Source organism: Arthrobacter sp. R3-55 (genome assembly GCF_054161505.1).
Genome location: NZ_CP096423.1, coordinates 1,245,437 through 1,263,916, shown reverse-complemented (window position 1 = coordinate 1,263,916; position 18,480 = coordinate 1,245,437). Strand labels below are relative to the sequence as shown.

The 18,480-nt window shown below is 63.6% G+C and carries 17 protein-coding genes and 1 pseudogene; 10 read left to right on the top strand and 8 right to left on the bottom strand.

The window, feature by feature from the left end; all coding sequences use genetic code 11:
• The first annotated feature begins 60 nt into the window (after positions 1-60).
• The 3 genes and pseudogenes from M1D51_RS05915 to M1D51_RS05905 all read left to right on the top strand — a co-directional run bounded on the left by M1D51_RS05915 (position 61) and on the right by M1D51_RS05905 (position 3,320).
• Complete coding sequence (locus M1D51_RS05915) at positions 61-300, top strand: hypothetical protein (RefSeq protein WP_458108908.1); 240 nt, start codon at positions 61-63, stop codon at positions 298-300.
• A 421-nt stretch (positions 301-721) separates the two neighbouring features.
• Positions 722-1,042 (top strand): annotated as a pseudogene (locus M1D51_RS05910) (LysM peptidoglycan-binding domain-containing protein); the annotation flags it as partial.
• A 139-nt stretch (positions 1,043-1,181) separates the two neighbouring features.
• Complete coding sequence (locus M1D51_RS05905; RefSeq protein ID WP_458108907.1) at positions 1,182-3,320, top strand: phosphocholine-specific phospholipase C; 2,139 nt, start codon at positions 1,182-1,184, stop codon at positions 3,318-3,320.
• 79 nt (positions 3,321-3,399) lie between these two features.
• Here the strand turns inward: M1D51_RS05905 and M1D51_RS05900 are convergent, their stop codons facing one another.
• The 4 genes from M1D51_RS05900 to M1D51_RS05885 all read right to left on the bottom strand — a co-directional run bounded on the left by M1D51_RS05900 (position 3,400) and on the right by M1D51_RS05885 (position 7,740).
• A complete protein-coding gene (locus M1D51_RS05900; RefSeq protein WP_172322810.1) occupies positions 3,400-4,662 on the bottom strand; it encodes a glycosyltransferase 87 family protein in 1,263 nt (420 codons plus the stop codon).
• A 4-nt stretch (positions 4,663-4,666) separates the two neighbouring features.
• A complete protein-coding gene (locus M1D51_RS05895) occupies positions 4,667-5,836 on the bottom strand; it encodes a cystathionine gamma-synthase (protein ID WP_172322809.1) in 1,170 nt (389 codons plus the stop codon).
• A 75-nt stretch (positions 5,837-5,911) separates the two neighbouring features.
• On the bottom strand, positions 5,912-7,297 hold the full coding sequence (locus M1D51_RS05890; protein WP_458108906.1) for a cystathionine beta-synthase: 1,386 nt from the start codon (positions 7,295-7,297) through the stop codon (positions 5,912-5,914).
• A 50-nt stretch (positions 7,298-7,347) separates the two neighbouring features.
• Positions 7,348-7,740 carry a VOC family protein gene (locus M1D51_RS05885; RefSeq protein WP_458108905.1) on the bottom strand — a complete coding sequence of 131 codons (393 nt, stop codon included), beginning with the start codon at positions 7,738-7,740 and terminating at the stop codon, positions 7,348-7,350.
• A 145-nt stretch (positions 7,741-7,885) separates the two neighbouring features.
• On the opposite strand from M1D51_RS05885, the gene M1D51_RS05880 reads away from it, so the two are divergent.
• The 3 genes from M1D51_RS05880 to M1D51_RS05870 all read left to right on the top strand — a co-directional run bounded on the left by M1D51_RS05880 (position 7,886) and on the right by M1D51_RS05870 (position 10,741).
• The gene (locus tag M1D51_RS05880; protein WP_458108904.1) at positions 7,886-8,857 is read left to right on the top strand and encodes a DNA-3-methyladenine glycosylase family protein; all 972 of its coding nucleotides are present in this window, start codon (positions 7,886-7,888) and stop codon (positions 8,855-8,857) included.
• A 103-nt stretch (positions 8,858-8,960) separates the two neighbouring features.
• On the top strand, positions 8,961-9,929 hold the full coding sequence (locus tag M1D51_RS05875; protein ID WP_458108903.1) for an ATP-binding cassette domain-containing protein: 969 nt from the start codon (positions 8,961-8,963) through the stop codon (positions 9,927-9,929).
• Positions 9,929-10,741, top strand: coding sequence for an ABC transporter permease (locus tag M1D51_RS05870; protein WP_172322804.1), 813 nt, complete (start codon positions 9,929-9,931; stop codon positions 10,739-10,741). Before M1D51_RS05875 ends, M1D51_RS05870 begins: the two co-directional genes overlap by 1 nt.
• On the opposite strand, the gene M1D51_RS05865 is transcribed toward M1D51_RS05870, so the two are convergent.
• Complete coding sequence (locus tag M1D51_RS05865) at positions 10,742-12,433, bottom strand: AMP-binding protein (RefSeq protein ID WP_458108902.1); 1,692 nt, start codon at positions 12,431-12,433, stop codon at positions 10,742-10,744.
• Between the two features lie 83 nt (positions 12,434-12,516).
• Here M1D51_RS05865 and M1D51_RS05860 point away from each other — a divergent pair, with 83 nt between their 5' ends.
• The gene (locus M1D51_RS05860) at positions 12,517-12,795 is read left to right on the top strand and encodes a putative quinol monooxygenase (RefSeq protein ID WP_024817673.1); all 279 of its coding nucleotides are present in this window, start codon (positions 12,517-12,519) and stop codon (positions 12,793-12,795) included.
• 103 nt (positions 12,796-12,898) lie between these two features.
• On the opposite strand, the gene M1D51_RS05855 is transcribed toward M1D51_RS05860, so the two are convergent.
• Together M1D51_RS05855 and M1D51_RS05850 are read right to left on the bottom strand one after the other, a co-directional pair.
• Positions 12,899-13,276, bottom strand: coding sequence for a thioredoxin family protein (locus M1D51_RS05855; protein ID WP_172322802.1), 378 nt, complete (start codon positions 13,274-13,276; stop codon positions 12,899-12,901).
• A 90-nt stretch (positions 13,277-13,366) separates the two neighbouring features.
• Complete coding sequence (locus M1D51_RS05850; RefSeq protein ID WP_458108901.1) at positions 13,367-15,220, bottom strand: GDSL-type esterase/lipase family protein; 1,854 nt, start codon at positions 15,218-15,220, stop codon at positions 13,367-13,369.
• 151 nt (positions 15,221-15,371) lie between these two features.
• Between M1D51_RS05850 and M1D51_RS05845 the strand changes: the two genes are divergently transcribed.
• The 3 genes from M1D51_RS05845 to M1D51_RS05835 are packed head-to-tail and all read left to right on the top strand — an operon-like array spanning position 15,372 to position 17,846.
• Positions 15,372-16,031: a TetR family transcriptional regulator gene (locus tag M1D51_RS05845; protein WP_458108900.1), complete on the top strand. Its 660-nt coding sequence runs from the start codon at positions 15,372-15,374 to the stop codon at positions 16,029-16,031.
• 14 nt (positions 16,032-16,045) lie between these two features.
• A complete protein-coding gene (locus tag M1D51_RS05840; protein ID WP_458108899.1) occupies positions 16,046-17,053 on the top strand; it encodes an ABC transporter ATP-binding protein in 1,008 nt (335 codons plus the stop codon).
• On the top strand, positions 17,046-17,846 hold the full coding sequence (locus M1D51_RS05835; RefSeq protein ID WP_458108898.1) for an ABC transporter permease subunit: 801 nt from the start codon (positions 17,046-17,048) through the stop codon (positions 17,844-17,846). The genes M1D51_RS05840 and M1D51_RS05835 overlap by 8 nt, the downstream gene beginning before the upstream one ends.
• Here the strand turns inward: M1D51_RS05835 and M1D51_RS05830 are convergent.
• Positions 17,843-18,388, bottom strand: coding sequence for an acyl-CoA thioesterase (locus tag M1D51_RS05830; RefSeq protein ID WP_458108897.1), 546 nt, complete (start codon positions 18,386-18,388; stop codon positions 17,843-17,845). The genes M1D51_RS05835 and M1D51_RS05830 overlap by 4 nt on opposite strands.
• Positions 18,389-18,480 lie beyond the last annotated feature (92 nt).

Sequence of the window (18,480 nt, the reverse complement as noted above, 5' to 3'; positions counted from 1 at the left end):
CAGAACCGGCGCAATGTCGGATCGTCAGCCAGCGGATAAGTCAGGAACAACCTCCCTGCCATGTCCAATTCTCCTCAGTGTGCCAGCGGATGGTCGCTGCGTTTGAAGCTGTGCCAGCTCGTGGTGGCGGCGGTCAAGGGCGTGCCGCAGTGGGTGCACGCATCAGCCGACATTGTTGCCTTACCGCAGTCCGTGTGGATGACCTTCATATGGGATACGTCGTTGGGTGCATCCATGTTCTTCTCAGCCCAGAGCTTCCGGCGTCGCAACCAAGTAGTGACCGGTTGGAAAGACGAGTAGCCCCATCAGGTTCAGATCGACCCGGGAGTTCCTACAATCGATAGTGTCTGGGGATTTCTGAATAACTGTTCCGGCGTCCAGGCCGGTTCCAATTGCGCTTGGGGTTCCCATGAATCGGCAGGACAACCCACAACCACAGAACCTGTCATCTGCGATCGATTCCTTTCGCAAGAAGGTGCCGTACCCGCACCTCAAGACCCTGCTGCTGACTGTCGCCATCATGTCCGCGGTGGCCGCAACGCCGCCGTTGGCCGGCAATGGAACAACGTGGAGTCCGACGCCGCCTTCCGGATTGGCACTTGGCCCGCACGCCGTGACGTTCCAGCGCCAGGTGGCTCCCGCCGTCGTGGGTCCAATGGCGGGGCAACTTCCCGACGGCGGCGGGTCCATTGCCCGCCTGCCCGGCAGCCGGGGCGAATGGACCATTGAGGTGGCTGGCTCGGGCGGCCAGGAGATGGTGGATGCCTGCATCGGCCCGGTCCATTACACCCCCACTGATGACTTTTCACTCTTCATCACCGAACACGATTACTGTGGCGGGTGGGCGCGTTTTTCGGGCATCGAGGTGGGCCAAACGGTCACACTCCCCGGCTATGGGACCTATACCGTGGATGCCCGTGGCCAGGTCCCCTTGGGCGGCACCACCAGCCATGTCTCGGCGGCTTTCGACGGCTTCCCCAGGGCCGTCCTGCAGACGTGCATTCCCGGCACCAATCAAATGCTGGTGATTGCCCTCAATTAGGGACGCCGGATTCCCTGCTTGCGAATCCTGGGGTGTGATCTGCGCGACACACCCCGCCGGTTTCCCCCGCTTTCATCCCAGGTTCATCCGCCCTGATTAGGCTGGCCCGGTCAACTCTGACCACGAAAGGTACCCCTGAATGTCCTCGAACAACCCTGAAATGGTTAATCGTTCAACCGATTCGTCCGGGCTCTCCCGCCGCGGCTTCCTTGGCACCGCGGCTGCAGCGACGGCGCTTGCAGCCGCAGGATCGCTGCTGCCGCCCTCGGTGCAGGCAGCCATGGCCAAGCCGGTCCCGCCGGGAAGCCTGCAGTCCATCAAGCACGTCATTGTGCTCATGCAGGAGAACCGCTCTTTCGATCACTACTTTGGATCACTGCGCGGGGTTCGCGGTTATGGGGACAAAGCCGTTACCCGCCTGCGGACCGGTAAGTCCATGTTCGAGCAGCCGCGCGCCACCGGCGGGGACGTGCTCCCGTTCTCCCTGCGCAAAGCGGCCGAACTCGCCGGCAGGCCCGGTTCCGATATCCAGTACCTGGGCGATCTGGACCACTCCTTCAACGGCACCACCACGGCGTGGAACAGCGGCTGGTGCGATCAGTGGATTCCCGCCAAGAGCGCGTCCACCATGACGTTCTACGAACGCCAGGACATCCCGCTGCAATACGAACTCGCGGACACCTTCACCATCTGCGACGCCTACCATTGCTCCGTGAACGGCTCCACCAACCCCAACCGGAATTATCTCTGGAGCGGAACCACGGGCAGCGAACCGGCCAGCACCAAGCGTGCCGTCACCAACGCAGCCTACGGTTATGACCACGGCGGTTACGACTGGACCACCTACCCTGAACGCCTCGAACAGCACGGTGTCTCGTGGAAGATCTATCAGGACTGGGATAACTTCACGGACAACGCCGTGGAATATTTCCAGACGTTCAAGGCGATCGGCCGCAAGATGCTCGCCAAGGTGGATGGAAACCTTCGCACCACCGAGGAGTTCTACGACACCCTTCACGGAAAAGCGCCGGCCGAACAGGACCGGCTCCTCGCACAATTGGAGCAGGGCAGGGCCGGCCTCACCGATGCCGAACGGGCACTGTTCGACAAAGCCATGTGGCGTGGCCGTCCAGACACCCTCCTGGAACGCCTCAGCGCAGACATCACCGGTGGAACCTTGCCGCAGGTCAGCTGGCTGGTGCCTTCCGCAGCCGATTCCGAGCACCCGGGCGCTTCCACACCCGTGGGCAGCGCAAACTTTGTCTATCGCCTGCTGGACACGGTGGCCAGCAACCCGGAAACCTGGGACAGCACCGCAATTTTCCTGAACTTCGACGAGAACGATGGCTACTTTGACCACGTCCCGCCGCCCGTCCAGCCGCGTCCCGCGGCGGGCGAATCCACGGATTGGACCACCGCCAGGCCCATCGGACTGGGACCGCGCGTACCCATGACGGTGGTTTCACCGTGGACCGTGGGCGGCTACGTCAGTTCGGAAGTCTTCGATCACACCTCCGTGCTGCGCTTCCTGGAACGCTGGACCGGCGTTGAAGAACCGAACATCTCGCCTTGGCGCCGCGAAGTCTGCGGTGACCTGACAGGCGTCTTCAACTTCACGTCCCCGGGCACTCCTCCGGTCCTTGACCACCCGGGAGCTGTGCCGGCCAAGATCAGTCGCTGGCGCCCCAATCCCCCGGCCGTGCAGGTGGCCCCGCTCCAGGAGACCGGCAGCCGGCCCGCCCGCCCGCTCCCCTACCGTCCTCAAGTCTCGGGAAACGTTCAGTCCGGCACCCTGGGCCTGACGCTGGCCAACAAGGGATCCCGGTCCACCCACTTCACCGTGTACGGCTACGCCGGCGAGGTCTCCGAACCCCTGCACGTGGACGTTTTGGGAAGCCGGAAGGTGGAACTTCCGGTCGCCTCAGGTGCGTTCGACGTCGTCGTCACCGGCCCCAACCGGTACCACTACGAACTGAAAGGCACGACGACGGGCGCAGCGTCAGGCGTGGATGTCACCGTGACCGGTCGCCGAGGCACCAAAGCCGTGGAACTGGAGTTGAGCAACAACGGCAGGGCAACGGTCACCGTGAAACTGGAGTCCCTGCAGTACGCGCAAATCAGCCAAACCGTGAAGCTGAAGCCCGGGCACACCAGGAAAATCGGCTGCGACACCTTGGAGGGCTGGTACGACCTCCAGCTCACCTCTGCCGATGATGGGTCGTTCAGGAGGCGCCTGACAGGTCGGGAGGAAGACGGCCGCGAAGGCATCTCCGGCTAGCCGCTCCAACGAGTCCCGCCCTTGTTCGCATCCCCCACCGTACATCGGTGGAAGTTGCGCACAAGGGCGGGATTCGTTGCTAGCTGACGTGTTTTCGGGTCCGGGCGGGATGGTAGGCCAGGGCCCAATAGACCAGCATGGCTATTGCGCACACCACGCCAAGGCTGGAGATCATCAGTTGCCATTGGGTCTGCGGGTCCTTGCCCCACTCGGCAGCCCCGGCCCATACTGCGAGGTTCTTGGGGGTCATGAAGAAAGCCACGGTGGAACAAACCGCGATCACCCATCCGGCAGTTCGCATCCGCCCGGATCGTGAAGGAACCCTATGAATGGCAAACGCCATGCTGGGCAGGGCAACAGCAACCCACACCCAGTGGTGGGACCAGGACACAGGGCTGATCAGGAGCATCAGCAGGGCGGTGGCAGAGACTGCGACGAAGTTCTCGTCCGCGTCAACAGCCCACTTGATGATCAGTCCCGCAAGGACCACCAGCCCCAGGGACAGAACCATCCACACCACGTTGGTGAGGGAAGAGTCCGGCATCCCGAAGTGCAGCAACAGTCCCTTGACGGAGAGGTTGTCAACGTACGCCGGACCACCGATACGGCCGGTGTCGGGGAGGATTTTGGTCCAGAAGTTCAGGGAAGCCTGAGGCAGGACTGCCCAGGCAAAGGCAATGGAGCCAAAGAAGCCCGCAGCCATCCAACCCAGCGCCTTGAAGTCCCGGCGCACCAGGAAATACAAGCCAAAAGCCAGGGGCGTCAGCTTCACCCCGGCGGCGAGGCCAATGAGGAGGCCGGCAGGCCAACGGATTTGGCCTGCCCGGACTTTGCCGTACAGGGCGAAATCAACAAGGATCACGCCCATGAGGATGATGTTGATTTGCCCGAAGACGAAGGTGTCCCGCCATGGTCCCAGCAGCAGGATGGCACCCGCCCCCACCAACGCCGTGGTGCGGAAGCGGTAGTCGGCAAAGGCCGCACGCCAGGTCTTCAGGCCGAAATAGTGCCGTGCCAGCCATGCGGCCACGACGCCGGCACCCACCAAGGCGGCGAGGATGAACACCAGGCTGCCCGCAAAAAAGCCCATGCCCGCCAGAGCCGTGAAGAGCAGGGCGGCGAACGGCGGATACGTGAACGGCAGTCCCTCCCTGAAGGCGTACAAGTCGCCGCCTTCCAAGACCTTGCCGCCGCCGTAGAAGTAGACCTCAAAGTCATTCAGCGCCGGCTCGTAGTCCGTGTAGAGGAACCACACCGCGACCACCAGTGTCAGCGCGCCCGCCACGGTGAGGATCCAGCCCCGCTGCGCGGTGGAAGCCACCGTTTGTGAAGGAGAAGCCACAGTGTCAGCCGTTGCTGATCTTGGCAAAGGCCTGCTCAAGGTCGGCGATCAGGTCCTCGGCTTCCTCGATCCCGCAGGACAGGCGCAGGAGATTGACGGGAACGGCCAGTTCGGTGCCCTTGACTGAGGCGTGGGTCATCTCCGAGGGGTAGTTCATCAGGGACTCGATGCCGCCCAGGGATTCGGCGAGGGTGAACACCGAGGTTGACTCGGCAACCGTGCGTGCTGCTGCCTCACCGCCCTTGAACTGCACAGAGACCATGCCGCCGAACTTCTTCATCTGCTTCGCGGCGAGCTCATGGCCGGGGTGGTCCGGCAGGCCCGGGTACAGTACCGCTTCCACCTCGGGACGCTGCAACAGCCATTCGGCTACGGCCTGGCCGTTCTCGCTGTGGCGGTCCATGCGGACGCCCAGGGTCTTGAGCCCGCGGGTGGTGAGGAAGGCATCCATGGGACCGGAAACTGCACCAACAGCGAACTGGATGAAGCCGATCTTCTCCGCGAGTTCGGCATCCTTGACCACAATGGCACCGCCCACAACATCGGAGTGGCCGCCGATGTACTTGGTGGTGGAGTGGACCACAACATCGGCGCCCAAGGCCAGCGGGGTCTGCAAGTAGGGAGACGCGAAGGTGTTATCCACCACCAGGAGGGCACCGGCGTCGTGCGCTACAGCGGCGAGGGCCTCGATGTCGGTGATCTTCATCATCGGGTTGGACGGCGTTTCCACCCACACCATGCGGGTGTTGTTGGCAGCAACAGCAGCCGCAACGGCGTCGAGGTCCGACATATCCACGGGGGTGTTGCCGATGCCCCAGTCACCCAGGACACGGTTGATCAAGCGGTAGGTGCCACCGTAGGCGTCGTTGCCCAGGACAATGTGGTCACCGGGGCGGGCCACGGCGCGGATCAACGAGTCCTCCGCGGCAAGGCCGGAGCCGAACGAGAACGCCGCGGTGCCACCTTCGAGGGCGGCAAGCTGCTCCTGCAACGCATCGCGCGTGGGATTGCCGCCACGGCCGTACTCGTACCCTGAACGCAGGTTGCCGATGCCGTCCTGGGCGTAGGTTGAACTGAAGTGCAGCGGTGGCACCACAGCACCGGTCCGGGGTTCAAAGGCCTGTCCGGCGTGGACGGCGCGAGTGTTGAAGCCGGCGTTGTTGGTGGCAGACATGAAAGCTCCTCTTGGTTCGTGGGGCGGATGGATCAGGGCGCAGGCCGGGACCGGACGCCGGCGCTCTGTTGGGGCCTAGTTGCTGAGGTAGGCCAGGAGGTCATGGCGCGTCAGGATGCCCACCGGGGCACCGGCAAACGTCACCATGACGGTATCGACGTCGGACAGCAGCTCGCGCGCGGCCGAAATGGTCTCCAGGGAGCCGATCACCGGCAGGCGTTCACCCATGTGTTCGGAGATCTTGTCCATCAGCTTCGCTTCGCCGCGGAACAGCTTGCTGGTGAGGCTGCGTTCATCCACGGCCCCCATGACCTCACCCATGACTACCGGCGGTTCCTGCGAGAGGACCGGGATGTGGGAGACGCCGAACTCGTTCATGATGTTGATGACGTCACGGACGGACTCGTTGGGGTGGATGTGGACCAGGTCCGGCATCTCGCCCGTCTTGGATTTGAGGACTTCGCCTACTGAGGACTCTTCGCCGCCGGAGAGGAAGCCGTAGGAGCGCATCCACTGGTCGTTGAAGATCTTGGCCAGGTAGCCGCGGCCGGAGTCCGGGAGGATCACCACCACCACTGCGGACTCGTCCAGGTCCTTGGCGGCTTGCAGTGCGGCCACCACGGCCATGCCGGACGAGCCTCCCACCAGGAGGCCCTCTTCACGGGCCAGTCGACGGGTCATGGAGAAGGAGTCGGCATCGGAAATTGCGATCACCTGGTCCGCAACGGAGGGATCGTAGTTGGCGGGCCACATGTCCTCGCCTACGCCTTCAACAAAGTATGGCCGGCCGGTTCCGCCGGAGTAGACCGAACCTTCCGGGTCTGCGCCGATGATCCTGACCTGGCCGCCGTCGGACTCTGCACGGTCAGCGGAGACTTCCTTGAGGTAGCGGCCGGTGCCGGTGATGGTGCCGCCGGTTCCGGCGCCGATGACCACATGGGTGACCCGGCCGTCCGTGTCCTGCCAGATTTCGGGACCCGTGGACTCGTAGTGGCTGCCGGGGGCGGCGGGGTTGGAGAACTGGTCCGGCTTGAAGGCGCCGGGGATTTCGCTGACCAGGCGGTCCGAAACGCCGTAGTAGCTTTGCGGGCTGTCCGGAGCCACAGCAGTGGGCGTGACCACTACCTCGGCACCGTACGCCTGAAGGACGGCGCGCTTGTCCTCGCCCACCTTGTCCGGCACCACGAAGATGCACTTGTAGCCCTTTTGCTGGGCTACCAATGCCAAACCCACTCCGGTGTTGCCTGACGTCGGTTCAACGATGGTTCCGCCCGGCTGGAGCCGGCCGTCCTTTTCCGCATCCTCGATCATCTTCACGGCGATCCGGTCCTTGATGGATCCACCGGGATTGAGGTATTCAAGTTTCACCAGGACGGTGGCTTTGAGGCCCTCCGTGACGTGGTTGAGCTTGATGAGCGGCGTATTGCCGATGAGGTCCAACACGGACTGGGCGTACTTCATAGGTACAAAGTTACCGCCTGCCCGGTGTACGGCCTGCTTCGGCTCCGCGGCTAGGTTCCGGCGGAGGTGTCGGTCTGCCACACGCCAAGGACGTTGCCCTCTGTGTCCTTGAAGTAGGCGTACCAGCCCATGGTGGGGACGGCGTCCTTGGCCTGGACCACGCTGCCGCCGGCTGATTCCACCTGTGCCAATGCAGCATCGACGTCTTCAACGTCAATGGTCAGGATGGGAGTCTTCAGCGCCTCAGTCCGTGGAAACAGTGCGCCATTGATGGCTCCCGGTTCATTGGGGGTGCCCGTCTCTTCGTTGGTGGGGGCCGTGATCGCCGCCGTGTACTCCATGCCCTCCATGGGCATCAGGGTCCAGCCGAAGGCACTCTGGTAAAAAGTGTTGGCCCGCTCATTGTTGTCCGCGGGGATCTCGAAATGCACCACTCCACCCATGGTTCGCGCTCCTTGATTTTGGAAGTTGTTCCTTCGATATGGCGCGGCCCACCCACGCCACATCAGGGAGTCTAGCGGTGGGCCGTTGCCACCGTAAGGGCTGCGGCGGATGCAGATTGTCAGCCCGGCGTGGGACCATGAAAACATGACCATTGCAGACGCCCCGGCCGTTGTTGCGGCCGCGGCTGATGCGGCCATCCGGTGGCATCCGGGCGCTGCCTTCCGCTTGGACCAGACCATGTTTCCGCTCATGCGGGGCAACGCGGACCCTTCCTTTGCGGTGAACTCCAGCGGTTTCTGGATGGCCTACACCGCCCGCTCGGGGCCGGCCACGGTGAGGCTATCGGCGGGCGGGGTGGGAGTGGAGTCCTTTGTAGACGCCCAAGCCTGGGGACCCGGAGCCGGCGACGCCATCGCGGGAGTACCGCGGTTGCTCGGCGCCGATGACGATTGGTCCGCCTTCGACGACCCCGCCTTCCATGCCACTCTGCCGCGCCTCGTGACAGAAGCACGACGCCGGAACCTGGCCCTGCGGCTGCCTTCCACCGGGCGCGTGGTTGACTCCCTGGTGCCCACCATTTTGGAGCAAAAGGTCACCACCTTGGAGGCACGGCGCGGGTACCGGTATTTGCTGCATCGCTACGGAACAGCCGCCCCCGGCAAGGCCCCCGCAGGGCTCCTCGTACCACCCTCCGCCAGGCAGTGGCTGGCCGTGCCTTCGTGGGAGTGGCACAAGGCCGGGGTTGGACCACAGCGATCGGCCACCGTGATGCGGGCGCTGCAGTCCGCCGTCGCGCTTGAACGCCTTGCCGGGCTGGACCCTGCCCGGGCGAGCGCCGGGATGCAGACCATTCCCGGGATCGGCATCTGGACGGCGTCCGAGGTAGTCCAGCGGACGCACGGGTGCCCTGACTCGATTTCTGTGGGTGACTACCACCTGGCCTCGTACGTGGGCTATGCCCTGACGGGTCGAAAGACTGATGACGCCGGCATGGTGGAGCTGCTGGAGCCTTGGCGCGGGCAGAGGCAACGTTTGGTCCGCATGCTGTATGCCAGCGGCTTCCGCAAGCCCACGTTCGGGCCACGGATGACCGTTCAGGATCACCGCGGTCACTGAGTTTTCATTGCGGACGGGAGCTGTCCGCAGGGCCGTGGACGGCCACCCTGCACGGGTATAGCGTGGCGCCTAGGAGCCATCACCTGCCAGCCCTGGAGTGACCGTGATCCACACCCACAAGCTCACAAAAACCTTCACCGTGAAGAAGGAAACCGTCGAGGCCGTCAAGGGTGTGGACCTGGACGTAGCACCCGGGGAACTGGTTGCCTTCCTGGGTCCGAACGGCGCAGGCAAGTCCACAACCCTGCGGATGCTCACCACTTTGTTGAAGCCCACCTCCGGCTCGGCCACCGTAGCGGGTGTTGATGTCGGCAAGGACCCTGCAGGAGTGCGGGCCCGGATCGGCTACATCGGCCAAGGCAATGGCGGCGGCCACAGCTACCGGGTGGTCGACGAACTCATCATGCAGGGCCGCTTCCACGGAATGAACACCACAGATGCCAAGGCACGCGCCGAAACCCTGATGGCATCGCTGGAACTGGCCGATCTCGCCAAGCGCACGGTGATCAAGCTTTCCGGCGGTCAACGACGACGCATGGACGTGGCGCTGGGGCTGATGCACTCCCCCGGGCTGCTGTTCCTCGATGAACCGTCCACCGGGATGGACCCCCAGAACCGCGCCAATCTTTGGGAGCACATCATGCGGATGCGTGAGGAACACGGGACAACCATAGTGCTGACCACGCATTACATGGACGAGGCCGATTCGATGTCCGAGCGCGTGATCGTGATCGACCACGGCACCATCATTGCGGACGATACCGCCAGCAAACTCAAGGCGAACCTGGCCGGTGACCTGATGGCAGTGGAGGTTGCTGCCGGTTCGGCCTCGGAAGTTCGTGGCCTGTTGGGCCGGGCCGCCGCCGAGGGCGACATCCAGGAAAATGCGTACGACGGCGTGGTCCGCTTCCAGCTTCGGCTGGCCCAGGGGTCGCGGCTGGCGCCCGGGTTGTTGAAGGACATGCACGACGCCGGGGCTCCCGCCCAGTCGCTGGAGTTGAAGCCGCCCACGCTGGACGACGTTTTTCTGGAATTGACCGGCCGCAGCCTGCGCGAAGGAGCTGACGTCTGATGATTGAGCAAGCTGTCGCCCCGGGAGTTGCCTTCCAAAGGCGTGGACCGCGCAGCGTCCTGACTGACACGTGGTTCGTGTTCTGGCGGGAAATGCTGCTCCCGTTGCGGGATCCGTTCTCACTGATTTTCTCCCTCATCCAGCCACTGGTTTTCCTGGGCCTCTTCGGTCCGCTCCTGGGTGCGGCCGTGGGCGCCCCGGCGTTCGGCGGCCAGTCCACCCTTCAGTGGTTCCTGCCCGGTGTGGTGGTCATGATCGCCCTCTTTGGCACGTCCATGACAGGTTCCAACCTGCAGTACGAGCTCATGACGGGCTCCTACGAACGGATCCTTGCCACACCGTTGTCGCGGTCCTCGCTCATGATCGGCCGGGCACTGAAGGAGTGGGCTCCCTTGGTGGTTCAGGGCCTGCTGATCTCGATCGTGTGTATTCCGTTCGGTTTCGTTTTCCATCCCTTGCATGTGCTGTTGGGCCTGGTCATCCTGGGCATCTTCGGAATCGGCCTGGGTGCACTGTCCTATGCCCTTGCCTTGGTTTCCCAGAACAAGGAATGGATCTTCTGGGGTGTCCAGCAGACCTTGCTTTTCCCGCTCATGATCCTGTCCGGGATCATGCTGCCCATCGAAGCGGGCCCCGGGTGGATGAAGGTGGCCAGCCTGTTCAATCCGCTGACCTACCTCGTCAATGCCGAACGCGAACTCTTCTCCGGGAACATTGGCATGGACACCCTCGGGGGTCTCGTGGCCGCTGTGGTGACTGCCGTGGTGGGCCTTGCAGTGGGAATCCGGACCATCAGCCGGAACACCAACTAACTACCTGTTTTTCACGGGGAGGTGTAGCCGGGACACCGCTTCCTGGCGCATGTCCACTTTCCGCACCTTGCCCGAAACCGTCATGGGGAAACTCTCCCGCACCTCCACGTAGCGGGGAATCTTGTAGTGGGCCAACTTCCCGCGACAGTACTCGGCCAGGTCCCCTGCGGTCAGGTCGGCAGCACCGGGCTTGAGGATGATGCAGGCCATCAGTTCTTCGCCGTACTTCTGATCCGGAACGCCGATCACCTGCACGTCCTGGATGGAGGGGTGAAGGTAGAGGAATTCCTCGATTTCACGCGGGTAGATGTTCTCCCCTCCGCGGATCACCATGTCCTTGATCCTGCCCTCGATCACCACGTACCCGTCGTCGTCCATGCGGGCAAGGTCACCGGTGTGCATCCAGCCCTGGGCGTCGATCGCTTCCGTGGTCTTATCCGGCTGGCCCCAGTAGCCCTGCATCACCGCGTAGCCCCGGGTGCAGAGCTCACCGATGATGCCGCGCTCCACCACTTCACCGGACCCCGGGTCAACAACGCGGCTTTCCAGGTGCGGCATGGTCCGGCCCACCGTGCTGGTCCTTTGTGCCAACGTGTCCCCTGCACCGGTCATGGTGGAGACGGGCGAGGTCTCGGTCATGCCGTAGCAAATGGCCACATCCACCATGTGCATCTCATCGATCACCCGGCGCATCACTTCAATGGGACACAAGGATCCCGCCATCACTCCGGTCCGCAGCGTGGAGAGGTCATAGGAAGCAAAATCCGGAAGTGCGAGCTCGGCAATGAACATGGTGGGCACGCCGTATAGTGATGTCCCGCCGAAGTCCTGCACCGCTTCCAACGCCGCCGAAGGACTGAATCCGCGGCCGGGAATGATGGTGGCGGCGCCGAAACTGAGGGCATTCAGGTTTCCGATCACCATGCCGAAGCAGTGATAGAAAGGCACGGGAATCACCACCCGGTCCTGCTCCGTATAGTTCAGGAGCCGGCCGATCGAGTGCGCGTTGTTGAGGATATTGTGGTGCGTCAACGTGGCCCCCTTGGGAAAGCCCGTGGTGCCCGAGGTGTACTGCAGGTTGATGGGATCGTGCGGGTCCAGTTCCGCCATCCGGTCCCGAAGTGCCGAAAGCCCGACGCCGTCTGCCCGGGTGAGGAGTTCGGCGTAGGTGAGCTCGTGGCCGGCTTGAGGCTCTCCGCCGACGAGGTCCAACTCCGCGTTACCCGGGAGAAAGACAATCTCCCGGAGGTCCGGACAGTTACCGGCCGCATCCCTTGCCATTGCCACGTAATCGCTGTTCTTGTCCGATGGCGCAGCCACCAGCATCCGCATGTCGTTCTGTTTGACCACGAAATCCAGCTCGTGGCTCCGGTAGGCCGGGTTCACGTTGACCAGCACTGCACCAATTTTGGCTGTGGCGTACTGGAGAATGGTCCACTCAGCGCAGTTGGGGCTCCAAATACCGATCCGCTCGCCCTTGGCTACACCTGTGGCGAGCAGCGCGCGGGCGAGGCGATCGACGTCGTCGTTCAGCTTTTGGTAGCTCCACCGGCGGGCATCACCGCCCGGAACGGCAGCGGCCTCAATCAGCGCATCCCGCAAGGGAAACCTGGCCGCTATGCCCTCAAAATGGGCACCAATGGTCTCTTCGAGCAGCGGGACGTCAGTGTCTCCGGCAGTGTAGGACAACATGACGGAACGCTACCAAGTGAGGGCGCGCAACAGAACCGTAACCGCCTCCAACCGCGCCGTGTCCTGCCGGTAATGTGGGAGTCATGAGTGAACCCATCGACCTGCAGGCCACGTTCATCCCCAATGAAGGCGAGTTCTTCCGTGTGAAGCTCGCTTTGGAAATCGCGATCGACGAGGTCGTCAATGAACCCGGCTGCATCCGTTACGAACTGACCGAGGCTACCGAAGAGAAGCTCGTCCTCACGGAGCGCTGGGAATCCGAGGAGCTTCTGGAGAAGCATTCCAAGGGCATCGCCGTTCAGGACCTGAACGAGTCCCTCAGTGCGCTCCTGGCAGAGCCGGTCAAGCTCGAACGGCTCTGATCGCGTAATACTACGAGAACGCCTTAAAGCATCGAGGTCGCCGGAATTTTCCGGCGACCTCGATGCATTTCCGGCGAGTTCGGTGTCGAACCGCCGCTTGGTCTTAGTTTTCCTGGGCCTCGGCACGCGCCTTGGCAACATGGGCGTGGACCTCGTCCATGTCCAAGCCCTTCACGGCTTCAATGACCTGCTCAAGCTGCTGGCCGTTGAGCGCACCCGGCTGCGAGAAGACCAGGACCTTTTCGCGGAAAGCCATGAGCGTGGGGATGGACGTGATCCCGGCTTCGGCGGCCAGTTGCTGCTCGGCTTCGGTGTCCACCTTCGCGAAGACGACGTCGGTGTGCTTGTCCGAAGCTGCCCCATAGGTGGGCGCAAACTGGCGGCACGGGCCGCACCAGGCAGCCCAGAAATCCACCAGGACGATGTCGTTGTCCTCGATGGTCGATGCGAACTGTTCTCCAGTGATGTCAACTGTAGCCATGGTTCCACGGTACGCGACCCTGCCCGCTAAGTCCCGCGGAGGGGCGCCCTGTTCGCTTCCCGCGTTACCGGGAATAAAGCAGCCAAACCCCTACTTTGCCAACACGTACTTCAGCGCGGACGCGTAGAGCGGGGCCACTTTGTTGTGGCCGGTCTGGTTCATGTGGGTGCCGTCCAGGTAATCGGCGGCCGCCCCTGCGATGGTTGCCGTACCGGCCAGTGAGATCCGGGGCCACCCGCGAAGCGCGGCCTCCCGGGTCACCAGGCCATCCACCCACCGGCGCTGGGCGTGGCTGGAATCGTACCGTGACAAAACGCCGTTGATCAGGATGGTGCTGCGGGGATATTTGCGTCGAAGTTCGTCCCATAGCCGGTTGGCTTGGGACAGGATGGCTGCATCCGTGGCGCCGATCCTGGCGTCGTTGCCGCCCAGGGTCACCACCACCAGCCCGGGGTTGCCCTGCGGAAGGAGGATCCGGTCCTGCGCCAGCGCATCAGTGGCAGAACCGCCCCCGACGGCGGGACTTCCGGAAACGTAGCCCAGCCCGCCAATGCTTCGGACTACTTGCCGGGGGTACCCGGCCCCGCGGGCACCTTGCTCGCCCCAGGAATCCAGGTCCAGTTGGGAGTCCCCCAGGAAAACCACGGTGGACGCATCCACGGGCTCGGCCGAGTAGAGCTCCTCCGTGGCACCGTTCCATATGGTCTCCAGCTTCTGGAACGCCACGTGCGTACCCCTGTTGTCGCTCCAGGTATCCCGGACGGGCCAGCCGAACTCGCCCGGGTTTGCGGACCACACCTTGTAGGTGGGGTGCCCAACAATCTTTGCTCCGGTGGCCGGTCCCCACACCAGCCAGCCATTGACGAATTGTTGAACGAGTCCTCCCGCCCGGGGAAGTTTGTCCGTGAGAGGGAGGCCCAATTGTCCGGCCGCTCCGCCCAAGGCGTTGTAGCGGTTGTGGACGTCACCGTGCGTGGTGGAGTGCGCCCCTGTAGCGGCTGACCAATAGACGGTGCCGCCCTGGAAGAGCTGGTAGACAAAGGCGTTTTGCCGGACTTCCTCACCCACCGGATACCCCAGGGCCCCGTTTTGGCCTCCAGTGGAGGACCAGTAGCTGCGGATGGCACCGGTCACTGCCTTGGCCCCGGTGGCCGGTGACCACATGATGGTTCCGCGCTGGTACTGCTGTGACGAACCGCCATTTTTCAAACCCAGGGCTTCGTCCGTGGAGGGGTAGCCCAGCTCGCCCTCTTCCATTCCGGATTGACGCCAGCGTTCGCGGATGGCGCCCATGGAAGGGTGTGCCCCGGTGGCCGGGGACCACACCACAAAGCCGCGTTCAAAAGCCTGCCAGGCACCGCCGTCGCGCAGTCCCGTGCTTTCCCCTGTAACCGGGTACCCGAGATAACCGGCTTCGAGACCGGCACGGCTCCATGCCAGATGGATCGAACCGCTGGTCCGCTGGGCACCGGTTCCCGGCGAATACGTGATGGCGCCGCGTTCATAGCTCTGCTTGGAGCCGCCGTTGCGCAGCCCGCTGGCGGTATCGGTTTTGGGATAGCCATGGAAACCCGAAGGCCCGCCCGCAGCCCACCAGGACGTACGCACCGGCCCATTGACCACCACCCGGGCGCCCGTGCGGGCAGACCAAGCGATGTCGCCCCCGGCAAACCGCTGCACGCAGCCGCCGGTGCTCCCGCTGTCGGAACATTCCTCGGCACTGGTGGGGCGCAGCAGTACGCTCCGTGCCCACGCGCAGGTGTTGTACAAGTTGCCGATCGCACCGGTGAGGGGCGGCGTCGAGGTTATTGCGGGCACGGCCAGCGGGGCGGCGGCCTGCGCGGGAAGTGCCGCACCCAGCGTGCCGGGAACCAGCAGCGCCATCGCTGCAGTGCGCAGAAACCAACGACGCACCGGCCCCACTGCCGTCTTAGAAAAGCCCACTTACCAAACCCCCACCTGCTGCCCCACCAATAACACTGAGGCAAGTATCTGCGACGTCGGCACACTCAACACCGGCGACCCAGCCAATGGTGTCACATTGTTATGACCAAGCCACTTGATTGGCATTGAACAGGTGTTTAGTGTTTGAAACATGCGTTCAAGCGCAGAGGATCTCACCACCCGGGCCCGCATCCGCGACGCCGCCATCGGACTGTTCGGCCGCGACGGATTCGCCCGCGCCACAGTCCGGGCAGTCGCCACGCTGGCAGGGGTCAGCCCTGGCCTGGTCATCCACCATTTCGGCAGCAAGGAAGGCCTTCGCGCCGCCTGCGATCAACACGTCCTCGCCCAAACAGCCAGCCAGGGCCTCGGGAAGACCCACCCGGGATCAACACGCCAGCTGATCCAGGACTACCTGAACCACCCGGAACAATACGCCCAGGAGATCGCCTACATCCGCCAAGCACTGGGTGACGAATCCGAGGCCGGCGATGCCTTCTTTGATGCTGTCGTGAGCCAAACGGAGGACATCATCAACGCTGGAATCGCGGCAGGAACCATCCGGAAGTTCGACGACGTCCGGTCCACCGCCGTCGTCATTGCCTCCAACAGCTTGTCCATCCTCATGCTGGGCCGGCACCTCTCAAGGACACTGGGCGAGGTCAGCCCGGAACCCCACGGAATCGGACCTGGGTTGCTGCGTCAACTCACGCTGCCCGCCCTGGAGATCTATACCCACGGGTTCTACACCGATTCGCGGTTCCTTGACGCGGCCCGCGACGCCTTGCAGCAAGAGACCATCAACCACTGAAGGGAGCATGCCCCGTGACCCAGGCAATCGTCGTCGAGGGGTTGCGCAAGAAGTTCGGTCACCGCGAAGTCCTGCACGGACTGGATTTCGCAGTGGAATCCGGGACGGTTTTCGGCGTCATCGGTCCCAACGGAGCCGGCAAGACCACCACCATGCGATGCTTGCTGGACATCATCCGGCCCAGCGCGGGTTTGGTGACCGTGCTGGGGCAGAATCCCCGCCGTGCGGGCACCTCCCTCCGCCGCAGGATCGGATACCTGCCCGGTGAGCTGCATCTGGAAAACCGCACCACAGGCCGCCGCATGCTGGAGCACTTCGCTGCCATCAGCGGACCCGTGGACCCCCGCCACGTCAACGATCTTGCGGACCGCCTGAACCTGGACCTGGACCGCCAAACCCGGAAACTCTCCAAAGGCAACAAGCAGAAGTTGGGGTTGCTGCAGGCCTTCATGCATAAACCCGAGCTCTTGGTGCTGGACGAGCCCACCAGCGGCCTTGACCCCTTGGTCCAACAGGTTTTTCACGCCATGGTCCGCGAGGCAGTGGCCGCGGGCGCCACGGTGTTCCTCAGCTCGCACGTCCTCAGTGAAGTCCAACAAGCAGCTGACGCCGTGGCCATCCTCCGCGACGGCCAAATCGTCACCGTGTCCACGGTGGAGGCCCTGAGGATGGCGGCCGTCCGGCAACTGCGTTTCAACAGCACGGGAACAAACGCGCACGACGTCGGAGCGCTGCTGGCCCGGGTGCCGGGCGTCGCCAACGTCGCGGTTCGCGAGCTCCCCGCCGACGGCCACACCACAGGGACAGTGGTGGCGACAGCAACACTTTCCGGTCACGTGAAGCCCCTGGTCCAGGAGTTGGCGCGACTGAACCTGACGGACCTCGTCCTTGAAGAACCAGACCTCGAAGAGGCCGTGCTGACCTTGTACACCGGGGGCGCTGACACCGAACCTGTGGCCGGCACGGGCACTGTGGGTTCGGCCGGCTCTCCACGTCGCCCGGAAGGAGCGGACCGTGCCTAAGATCCTGCCTCTCTTCACCAAGGCGCTCACCGACTCCTCGCGCTCCACGCTGGGCTGGGCAGTGGGCCTGACGGCGGCGTGCATGCTGTACCTGCCTCTCTACCCGTCCATTGGCGGCAGCGCGCAGATGCAGGACCTGATCAACGCGCTTCCGCCTGAAATGACCAAAGCCCTCAATTACGATCAGATCGCTTCAGGGCCTGGCTACACCCAGGCCACCATGTTCGGGCTGATTGGGTTCCTCCTGATGTCCATGGCTTCCATCGGCTGGGGTGCTGCGGCGGTAGCAGGCGACGAAGAATCAGGGCTGTTGGAATTGACCCTCGCACACAGCGTGACCCGCGCGCAGGTGGTGCTGGAACGAGCCCTCGCCATCTTGGTCCGGACCGCGTTCCTTTCCGTCCTGGTGTTCCTTGTGGTGCTGGGACTGAACGGGCCCGCGCAACTGGGGATCGACGTCGGGCATCTCACCGGAGCGGTGCTGCTGTTCGCCGCCCTTGCCCTGCTCAGCGGAACCGCGGCGCTCTTTGCTGGAGCGCTGACCGGCCGGAAGATGTACGCTGTGGCCGCGGGCGCCGCCGTCGCTGTCCTTGGGTATGTCTTCAACGCCGTGGGAAGGCAAAGTCCCGACGTGGAGTGGTTGTTGAACCTCTCGCCCTATCACTGGGCCTACGGCAACTCCCCTGTGGCCAACGGCGCCGACTGGGGAGCTGTTGCCGGGCTCTTCGGCATCTCCGCAGCCTTCATTGTGCTCGGTGCTTTGGCCCTGCGGCAGCGCGATGTGGGCGTCTAGCTCCAGACGTGCGGGGCGGGGCGGCGTGCGCCGGGGAGTGCATTGTTCTCACGCCATTCATGGATCCATTCGGGTAGCTCAAGGCCCGCAGGAGGGGCTCCGAACTCCGCAATGATTTCCTCCTGGGTGACAGGCTTGCCCTTGGCAACCAATCGCGTGGCAATGTGCGCGCGGGCATAGATCTCGCCGTCCACCACCATGCGCTGTTCAAAGTAGATGGCTTTGGTGTCCAGGCCGATGATGCGGGTCTCGATGGTGTAGCGCTGCCACAGTTGCAGGGACTTGCGGAAGGCGATGGTCTCGCCGGCAGCTACCGGACTCCATCCCTTCTTGCGCATCTTGGTCCAGATCCCGCTGCGGACCATGAGGTCGAAGCGGCCGAGGTCCATCAGGGAGAAATACATGCCGTTGTTGACGTGCATGGCGATGTCGATGTCCGTCGGCAGCACTTTCAGGGGCAGGGAGGACTCTTCCCAAACACCCAGCGGAGAGCGCTTGGCGGAGGTAAAGAGCAGCATGAGGGTGCGAAGAAGCAGATGCATGCCCACAATGTTACCCGTCAGTAACTTTACGGGAAAGGCGTTGACCGCATGGTGGACAGGGAATAGTCCATGACGTGCTTTATGTCCAACGT

Excerpts from the sequence above, each read along its gene's own strand:
- M1D51_RS05870 (WP_172322804.1), top strand. The coding sequence starts at position 9,929 with ATGATTGAGCAAGCTGTCGCCCCGGGAGTTGCCTTCCAAAGGCGTGGA.
- M1D51_RS05905 (WP_458108907.1), top strand. The coding sequence starts at position 1,182 with ATGTCCTCGAACAACCCTGAAATGGTTAATCGTTCAACCGATTCGTCC.
- M1D51_RS05880 (WP_458108904.1), top strand. The coding sequence starts at position 7,886 with ATGACCATTGCAGACGCCCCGGCCGTTGTTGCGGCCGCGGCTGATGCG.
- M1D51_RS05855 (WP_172322802.1), bottom strand. The coding sequence starts at position 13,276 with ATGGCTACAGTTGACATCACTGGAGAACAGTTCGCATCGACCATCGAG.
- M1D51_RS05830 (WP_458108897.1), bottom strand. The coding sequence starts at position 18,388 with ATGCATCTGCTTCTTCGCACCCTCATGCTGCTCTTTACCTCCGCCAAG.
- M1D51_RS05865 (WP_458108902.1), bottom strand. The coding sequence starts at position 12,433 with ATGTTGTCCTACACTGCCGGAGACACTGACGTCCCGCTGCTCGAAGAG.
- M1D51_RS05860 (WP_024817673.1), top strand. The coding sequence starts at position 12,517 with ATGAGTGAACCCATCGACCTGCAGGCCACGTTCATCCCCAATGAAGGC.
- M1D51_RS05845 (WP_458108900.1), top strand. The coding sequence starts at position 15,372 with ATGCGTTCAAGCGCAGAGGATCTCACCACCCGGGCCCGCATCCGCGAC.
- M1D51_RS05885 (WP_458108905.1), bottom strand. The coding sequence starts at position 7,740 with ATGGGTGGAGTGGTGCATTTCGAGATCCCCGCGGACAACAATGAGCGG.
- M1D51_RS05890 (WP_458108906.1), bottom strand. The coding sequence starts at position 7,297 with ATGAAGTACGCCCAGTCCGTGTTGGACCTCATCGGCAATACGCCGCTC.
- M1D51_RS05915 (WP_458108908.1), top strand. The coding sequence starts at position 61 with ATGTCCAATTCTCCTCAGTGTGCCAGCGGATGGTCGCTGCGTTTGAAG.
- M1D51_RS05895 (WP_172322809.1), bottom strand. The coding sequence starts at position 5,836 with ATGTCTGCCACCAACAACGCCGGCTTCAACACTCGCGCCGTCCACGCC.